The 7938-nt window shown below is 70.4% G+C and carries 7 protein-coding genes; 6 read left to right on the forward strand and 1 reads right to left on the reverse strand.

Annotated features, from left to right (window positions below; genetic code table 11):
* Nucleotides 1-127 precede the first annotated feature (127 nt).
* Nucleotides 128-1338 (reverse strand): IS3 family transposase gene (locus tag AB0I54_RS47560; protein ID WP_363302652.1). Its coding sequence is split into 2 segments (ribosomal slippage): nt 128-1086 and nt 1086-1338, totalling 1212 coding nucleotides; the frame shifts between segments, so codons are not numbered across the junction.
* A gap of 519 nt (nt 1339-1857) precedes the next feature.
* On the opposite strand from AB0I54_RS47560, the gene AB0I54_RS47565 reads away from it, so the two are divergent.
* The 6 genes from AB0I54_RS47565 to AB0I54_RS47590 all read left to right on the forward strand — a co-directional run bounded on the left by AB0I54_RS47565 (nt 1858) and on the right by AB0I54_RS47590 (nt 7924).
* On the forward strand, nt 1858-2862 hold the full coding sequence (locus AB0I54_RS47565; RefSeq protein WP_363302653.1) for a DUF932 domain-containing protein: 1005 nt from the start codon (nt 1858-1860) through the stop codon (nt 2860-2862).
* 260 nt (nt 2863-3122) lie between these two features.
* Nucleotides 3123-3554: a hypothetical protein gene (locus AB0I54_RS47570; protein WP_363302654.1), complete on the forward strand. Its 432-nt coding sequence runs from the start codon at nt 3123-3125 to the stop codon at nt 3552-3554.
* Nucleotides 3551-3775, forward strand: a complete 225-nt coding sequence (locus AB0I54_RS47575) for a hypothetical protein (protein WP_363302655.1) — start codon at nt 3551-3553, stop codon at nt 3773-3775. Before AB0I54_RS47570 ends, AB0I54_RS47575 begins: the two co-directional genes overlap by 4 nt.
* Complete coding sequence (locus AB0I54_RS47580) at nt 3768-4229, forward strand: hypothetical protein (RefSeq protein WP_363302656.1); 462 nt, start codon at nt 3768-3770, stop codon at nt 4227-4229. The genes AB0I54_RS47575 and AB0I54_RS47580 overlap by 8 nt, the downstream gene beginning before the upstream one ends.
* 402 nt (nt 4230-4631) lie before the next feature.
* Nucleotides 4632-4790 carry a hypothetical protein gene (locus AB0I54_RS47585; protein WP_363302657.1) on the forward strand — a complete coding sequence of 53 codons (159 nt, stop codon included), beginning with the start codon at nt 4632-4634 and terminating at the stop codon, nt 4788-4790.
* A gap of 293 nt (nt 4791-5083) precedes the next feature.
* Nucleotides 5084-7924 carry an SNF2-related protein gene (locus AB0I54_RS47590; protein WP_363302658.1) on the forward strand — a complete coding sequence of 947 codons (2841 nt, stop codon included), beginning with the start codon at nt 5084-5086 and terminating at the stop codon, nt 7922-7924.
* The last annotated feature ends 14 nt before the right edge of the window (nt 7925-7938 follow it).

A 7938-nucleotide genomic window follows, 5' to 3' on the forward strand; every position in this document is an offset into this window, starting at 1 on the left:
ATCTGCCGGCCCCTGGACTGGATCCCCGAGGTCCACCACCCCCTCGGCAGCGGCGAGGCAGTCATCCCCGACGCCCTCCTCTACTACCGCACCTCTGAGGCGTCCCCCGGAGTGTGGACACGGGGGTTCATGCCGCGAGGGTGAGTCTATGCTCTGCCCGGTGCCGCTGTTCGAACTCGACGGGTGAGAGGTAGCCGAGGGAGCTGTGGCGCCTGCGGGCGTTGTAGTACGTCAGCCACTGGAAGATCTCCAGCCGGGCCTGCCGCACCGTCGTGAACACCCCGCGCACGGCTTCTCGCTTCAGCCCCTGCCAGAACGATTCGGCCAGGGCGTTGTCGTAGCTCGACCCGACACGACCCATACTCCTGCGGATGCCGAAACGGTCGCTGACGTGGGCGAACGCCGCTGAGGTGTATTGCGATCCCCTGTCGGCATGGAAGATCACTCCGTCCACGGGGCCGCCGCGGGTCGCCACCGCCATCGTGAGCGCGTCGACGACCAGTTCGGTCCGCATGTGCGTGGCCATGGACCAGCCGAGCACCCGGCGCGAGCAGATGTCCAGGACGCACGCGAGGTAGAGCCAGGTGCCGCCGACCTGCACGTATGTGATGTCGCCGCACCACTTCTCGTCCAGGCCGGCGGCGGTGAAGTCGCGTCGGACCAGGTCCGGCGCGGGCGGCGCGAGCCGGTCGGGGACGGTGGTGCGCTTCCGCCGCCGCAGGTGCCGGCCCTCGATTCCTTCCCGGCGCATCAGCCGTTCGACCCGCTTGCGGTTGACCGTGTGCCCGAAGCCCCGCAACTCAGCGTGCACGCGCCGCACTCCATAGGTGCCACGGTGGTCGGCGTGGATCTCGCGGATCTCCGCGACCAGTGCGTCGTCGGCCGCCCTGCGCTCGGCGCGGGTCGCCGCGCCGGCCGTCCACCGGTAGTAGCCCGAGCGCGAGACGCCGAGGACCCGGCACATCCGCTGCACGCCGAAGTCGGCACGGTGGAGGGAGATGAAGTCCCAGCGGCCGGTCATGCCCTCATCTCCCGGGCGAAATACTGGGCCGCCCGCCGCAGGATCTCCCGCTCCAACTGCCATTCGGCCTCGGCCTTGCGCAGCCTACCCAACTCAGCCCGCAACCGGGTCAGTTCCTCGTCCCGGCCCTCGACGGCCTCGCCGCCGTGGGCCCGGCCCGTCTGCTCGTCGGCCTGACGCACCCAGGATCGCAGCGTCTCGCCGGTCACTCCGACATCCGCCGCGACCGCCGCGTACGTGCGCCGACCGGCGGCAGCGCGATACAGCGCCACCGCGTCATTCCTGAACTCCTCCGGATACGGAGACCTACGTCCCACAGGACACCCTTCCTCGGACCATCAAGATCCATTGTCAGAGTGTCCACACCCCAGGGGTCACCTCAGCTGGATGCAATCCCCACACCCATAGACACCCCGGCGCAGCGGCTGCGCAACATCCACCACTCATAAGGCAGTTGCGCACCGCCCGCTAACGGGCCCGGCCACAGCCGTACACACCCTGACCACAGGACCGACCATGGCCCCGACCACAATCTGCAGAGCCACGACCTCAGACCCGACCATGGCAGGTCACAGCGTTACGCAGCCAATGCGAAACGCACACCACCGCTTGCGCAGCCGCTGCGCCATACAAGTCCACGGCTGCGCAAGCGGTACACGCAGGTGGTGGGCGGTGCGCACGGATCCGTCATCCCTTGCGCAGGCCTTGCCATATTCGGGCGGGGAGAACGACAGCAGAGGGGACGTCAGCGGTTGACCCATCCTCAGATACAGGTATTATGGAACATGTTAGCCCAACCGGACCCGCCGAAAGTTCGTCACGAGAAAGGAGCCCAAGTGGCTCACGAGATCGAGCAGTTCACCGACGGAACCGCCGCTTTCGCCTCCGCCGCCATGAGCGCCTGGCACAAGTTGGGCACCGTCACCGAGGGGGCGATGACCGCCGAGGAGGCCATGCGCCTGGCGTCCCTGGACCACTGGAACGTGCGGCTGCTGCCGCTGACCGCGACCGAGAGCACGGCCGACGGAGTCGCACCACTGGAGGTCCCACAGCACTTCGCGACCGCGCGCACGCACCCGAAGTCCGGCCGCACGCAGACGCTCGGAGTGGTCGGCAGCGATTACCACCCCGTGCAGAACGAGGAGCACGCCGAGTTCCTCAATCTGCTGGCCGACGAGTCCGGGGCGCACTTCGAGACCGCCGGATCGCTCAAGGAAGGCCGTCAGGTGTTCCTGACCATGAAGATGCCGCAGACCCTCACCATCGGCGGGAACGACGACGTGGATCTGTACATCGCGGCGTTCAACAGCCACGACGGAGCCAGCGCGTTCCGCATCGTCGTGACACCGGTCCGGGTGGTGTGCGCGAACACGATGCGCGCGGCCATCCACGGGGCCCGCTCCTCGTTCGTGGTGCGGCACACCGCCGGAGCCAAGGCTCGTATCGCGCAGGCCCGTTCCGCTCTCGGTCTGACGTTCAAGTACGCCGAGGAGTTCGAGCAGGCCGCACAGCGCATGATCGAAGCTGAGATGACGCTCAGCGAGCTGAAGTCTGTGGTGGACGAGCTGTGGCCCGTCAAGGACAGCGACCACGCCCGCACCAAGACCAACCAGCGCCAGCGATGGGGGGCGATCTCGAACCTGTTCGAGCACGCCGACACCCAGGCCAGTATCCGGGGCACGCGGTGGGCCGGATACAACGCCCTCACCGAGTACGCCAACCACGTCGCCCCGACCCGGGGCAAGACCGACGCCGAGAAGGCGGACGCCCGCGCCGAGCGGGTCATCAGCGGAGCGGCGAACGACCTGATGGAGAAGGCATTCGCCCTCACCACGGTCTGACCCCCTGAACACCGGGCGGGCACCCCAACTGCCCCACGGGTGCCCGCCGGCCCCCACAGGCCGCCCCGCCCGAGCGCGGAGCACTCACCCCGCCTCAGAGGCGCACAGAGCGCTCCCCGACCCGCCCCTGCCGCGTAGCGGCAGCGCGTCGCGTTGCGGAGCAGCCCGCGACGCCGGAACACGCCCGCCGCTTCCTGCGCCCAGGCTGCGCCGGCGGATGCCCAGCAGCTCAACACCCACCGCCCTACGGAAGGCCCTTCATGCCTATCCCGAAGTGGAAGATCAAAGGCATCGTCGACGACTTCAACGAGTGCGGCTGCTGCGGCCGCCGCGGTCTCAAGCGCACGGTCGCGCTGATGCCGCTGGACGCCGACGGGAACGAGGACGGCACCGCCGAAGACGTCGCCTACTACGGCACGTCGTGCGCCGCCACCGCGCTCGGCTGGACGCAGGGCAAGGTGACCGACACCGCGCGCGCCGCCCAGGCCGAGCGGGACCAGGGCGACGCCTACGCGCGCCGGATCATCAGCATCTACGCCCCGGTGGAGTTCGCCCCCGTACGCGACAAGGCCCGCGTCTACTACGGCCGCAACCACCACAAGGGCTGGACAAGGCCCGCGCCACGCTGGCCGACACCACGACCGGCCCGGCCCGCCCGTCGCGGATCGAGGACTTCTGCCGCTACGTCGTGATCTTCACCAGCGACGGCCGGATCTCCCTCGTACGACGCGTACCGGAAGAGGAGGCCGAGCGCCAGGAGCAGGCCACCGCCGCCCAGCGCCGCGCCAACGAAATCCGGGGCAGCGTCCTGGTCGTGGCCGCCCTGGACGACGAGGCCGCGCGCGACGTCGCGTACGCCGACGACCTCACCCACGAGTGGAACGCGAAGGCCTGGCAGGCCGCCCATGCCTGAGACCGCCGCCGCGCCGCTGTTGGTCATCGGTAGCCACGTCAGCTACCACGGCAGCATCACCGCGATGCACGACCGCCCCCTGTACCTCCTGCCGTGCACCTGGTTCGGACGCTGCGCCGCCTGCTGGGAGCACGACGACGAGTTCGGCGAGCGCCACCCGGAGCAGCGGGACCACTTCACGGCCGTCGACCTCACCACCGACCGCCGCCTGCACCATGCCCACCGAGTACACCTGACACCGATCCCCCACGAGTGGCCCGAGGACGCCGTGCCGGTCAACATCAACGACTACCGGTACGCCGCTGCATACACGACGCCAGGCGGAAGCCACCGGGACCGGACAGTGCACTACTACACCGCCCAGGACTTCATGGGGCGCACCTGGTGCCACTTCCGGGAACCCGCGCCCGACATCCGCCGTCTGGACCAGCTGGGCCGCCGCCCCGTCATCTGACCAGTGCCCGCACGCCACGCCGTGCGGACACGCCCGCCCACCACACGCAGCCGGCCCCCAACCCGTCGCCCCGCTGGAGTCACCGTGACCGCAGCCGGGGTGCGCCGACCTCGAACGCATCCACCGCGAGCTCACCCGCCCGTAGGCCAACGAACGCGCGCCCCAGGGTGGCCTGCCGCTAGGCCGCCCGGCCCCGCCCCCACTCCTGCCCCTGATCACAAGGAGAGACGACCCGTGGCAACGTACACTCACGCCACCCCGGAACGCTGCGCCCAGCCGGGCCCGCACCCTCACCGCCGCCGGCCTCACCTGGAGCGACAACGGCCGCCAGGACAAGCAGCAATACCTCGACCACACCGCAACCGACCCGGAGGGCACCCTGGTGGTCGTCGAGGTGACCTCGTGCGGCCCGTATCTGAGCAGCGCGACCGAGTCGAGAAGCGCCGCGCCTACGCCGAGGCCGGCATCCTCGTGTACCTGCCCATCGACTGCGACACGTGCGAGGTCGTCTCCACTCCGCCGGTCGGCGTCACGCTGGACACCGAGTCGCTCAAGGACTGAGTGTGCTGACGCTCATCCGTCCTTACGTCCGCGGCGCGAGCGCCCGTCACGGGCCGATAGCATTCCGCCGTACAGCTTGTGAATGCGCGATGACAAGGCGTGACGGAGTCATTCGGCGCGTACCTGCACTCCGGCTCGAAGGGCATCCGATCATGGCCCATATCCTCCAGGTCGTCGACGTGGACGAGCCTGCCGAGCAGAGGAAGCCACCAGCGGTTGCGCCGGCTGCCTCAGCCGCGCTCAGCGCATGCGAGGCCGTCTTCTTGCCCGGAGATCCGGCCAGGGAAGGCCGTGTGGCGTTCTGGCGGGCGGACGGCGACAGGATGCCCGACTGCGGTGTGGAGCCGGAAGAGCTCACCGTCGTGCGGCCGCACGGGAACGGGATCCGGCGGCGGAGCGTGAGCGCGGTGCTGATGCCGGTCGCGCAGGCGGTGCCCGTACTCACCCGCGCTCGCGCCATGGTGCAGAGCGGCAACGCCTCCGTTTCCGCCGCGTTGTGGGGAGCAGGTGCCCTGATCGCGCTTCAACTTGCCGCGCGGGGGCGGCTGCTGCCGGGGCTGAGCCCCATCGGGTTCGACGCCTGGCGGCTCGGTCCGCTGGACGGCGACGACGTGCGCCGGATCCGCGACCTCGCGGCGGCGATGCCGCCGGAGGCGCGCGCGATCCCGCTGCCGGGCTCGTCGCCCGTAGCGCTGCCCGCCGCCGAGCCGCTGCTACGCGCCTTTTTGGACGCGGTCGCGGACGGTCTGCCGCGCTCCCCGGCAGCGCGCCACCTGATGGCCGGTCCGGCCTTCGCCTCCCGGATGCCGGTGCGTATCCCCGAACAGCGTGAGTGGGCGGCCGAAGTGGCCGCCGGGATGGACGCGGGCGTGCGCGTCTCCCTGCGTCTGGAGGCAGACAGCGACGCGTGGCACGTCGGCGACTTCGGCGACAGTGGCGGCGCCGGGCCAAAGTTCCGGGCTGTGGTGCAGGTGCACAGCCTCGCCGACCCCACCCTGGTGGCAGATGCGGCCGAGCTGTGGGCCGGGGCTGCAGCCGCTCCGGAGCAGTTCGGCGCCCGTACCCGTATCGACGCGCTGCTGGCGCTGCGCCGCGGCGCGAAGGCATGGCCGCCGCTGTCGCGCCTGCTGGCCGCGGCCGCGCCCGATGTGCTGCAGCTCGCCGACGACGAGCTGCTGGACCTGCTCGGCGAGGCCGCGGAACGCCTGGCCGCCGCCGGAATCCAGGTCCACCTGCCCAAGGGCCTGGCGAAGGAGCTGACCGCGACCGGCCTGCTGGAGCCGCCCCGGCACAAGAAGACGCCCTCGGACCTGTCGACCTTCCTCTCCTCCGGTCAACTCCTTGAATTCCGCTGGCAGTTGGCGTTGGGCGAGGAGCCGCTGACCGAGGAGGAGATGGACCGCCTCATCGAGGCGCACCGCCCGGTGGTGCGGCTGCGCGACCAGTGGGTGGTGGTCGACCAGACGCTGGCCCGCAAGGTCCGCAAGCAGCGCGGCCGCGAGCTCACCGCGATCGATGCCCTGGGCGCGGCGCTGACCGGCAAGGTAGAGATCGACGGCACGTCCGTACCGGTCACCGCGAGCGGCGCCCTGGAGCAGTTGCGCGCGCGGATCGCCGAACCGGAGGCGGGCCCGGACGCTGCATCGGCCACCACCGGCCAACCCGCCATGCTCGCAGCCACCCTGCGCGACTACCAGCTGCGGGGCTTGGCCTGGCTGGACCGGATGACCTCCCTCGGCCTGGGCTGCTGCCTCGCCGACGACATGGGCCTCGGCAAAACGATCACCCTGATTTCCCTCCACCTGCGCCGCCACGAGCGGTCGGTCCACGGCCCCACCCTGGTGGTCTGTCCGATGTCCCTGCTCGGCAACTGGGAGCGCGAGGTGCAGCGCTTCGCACCCGGCATCCCCGTACGCCGCTTCCACGGCCCGGGCCGCACCCTGGACGACCTCGCATCGAACGCCTTCGTCCTCACCACGTACGGCACCCTGCGCCGCGACGAGGCACTCCTGGCCGACACCGCTGTGCCGTGGGGCCTGCTCGTCGCGGACGAGGCGCAGCACGTCAAGAACCCGTACTCCGACACCGCGCGGGTGCTGCGCACCGTCCCCGCGGCCGGGCGCATCGCGCTGACCGGCACCCCGGTTGAGAACAACCTCTCCGAGCTGTGGGCCCTGCTCGACTGGACGACACCCGGCCTGCTCGGCACGCTCGCCGCCTTCCGCGACCGCTACGCCCGCGCGGTCGAGGCCGACGGCGACCAGGAGAGTGCGAACCGTCTCGCCCGCCTGGTCCGCCCGTTCCTCCTGCGCCGCCGAAAGTCCGACCCCGGTATTGCCCCCGAGCTGCCGCCCAAGACCGAGACCGACCAGAGCTTCTCGCTGACGAAGGAGCAGGCGTCCCTGTACGAGGCGCTGGTGCGCGAGTCGCTGGCAGCGATCGGCGAGGCGGACGGGATGGCCCGGCGCGGCCTGGTGATGAAGCTGCTCACCGGCCTCAAGCAGGTCTGCAACCATCCGGCGCAGTACCTGAAGGAGAAGAACGCGAAGCTCGCCGGCCGCTCCGGCAAACTGGAGCTGCTCGACGAGCTGCTGGATGCGATCGTGGCCGAGGACGGCTCGGTGCTTGTCTTCACCCAGTACGTCGAGATGGGCTGGCTGCTGGAGCAGCATCTCGCAGTCCGCGGCATGGCGGCGCAGTTCCTGCACGGTGGGACGCCGGTGAAGCAGCGCGAGGAGATGGTCGACCGCTTCCAGCGCGGCGAACGGCAGGTCTTCCTGCTTTCCCTCAAGGCCGCCGGCACCGGCCTCAACCTGACCCGCGCCGGCCACGTCATCCACTTCGACCGCTGGTGGAACCCGGCGGTCGAAGACCAGGCCACCGACCGTGCGTACCGTATCGGCCAGACCCAGCCGGTGCAGGTGCACCGCCTGATCGCGGAGGGGACGGTCGAGGACCGGATCGCGGAGATGCTCAAGCAGAAGAAGGGGCTCGCGGACGCAGTGCTGAGCCATGGCGAGGCGGCACTCACCGAACTCTCCGACGCCGAACTGGCCGAACTGGTAACGATGCGCCACAACACCACGCCCTGGAGCACAGACCGTCAGCGCACCACGAGGGGAAGCCGCAGGTGAGCCCGCGCCCGACG

Origin of the sequence: Streptomyces sp. NPDC050625 (genome assembly GCF_040654755.1) — a bacterium.
Lineage (GTDB): Bacteria > Actinomycetota > Actinomycetes > Streptomycetales > Streptomycetaceae > Streptomyces.

Bases quoted from the DNA above. Each gene is read 5' to 3' on its own strand.
- AB0I54_RS47570 (WP_363302654.1), top strand. From the start codon at position 3,123: ATGCCTATCCCGAAGTGGAAGATCAAAGGCATCGTCGACGACTTCAAC.
- AB0I54_RS47580 (WP_363302656.1), top strand. From the start codon at position 3,768: ATGCCTGAGACCGCCGCCGCGCCGCTGTTGGTCATCGGTAGCCACGTC.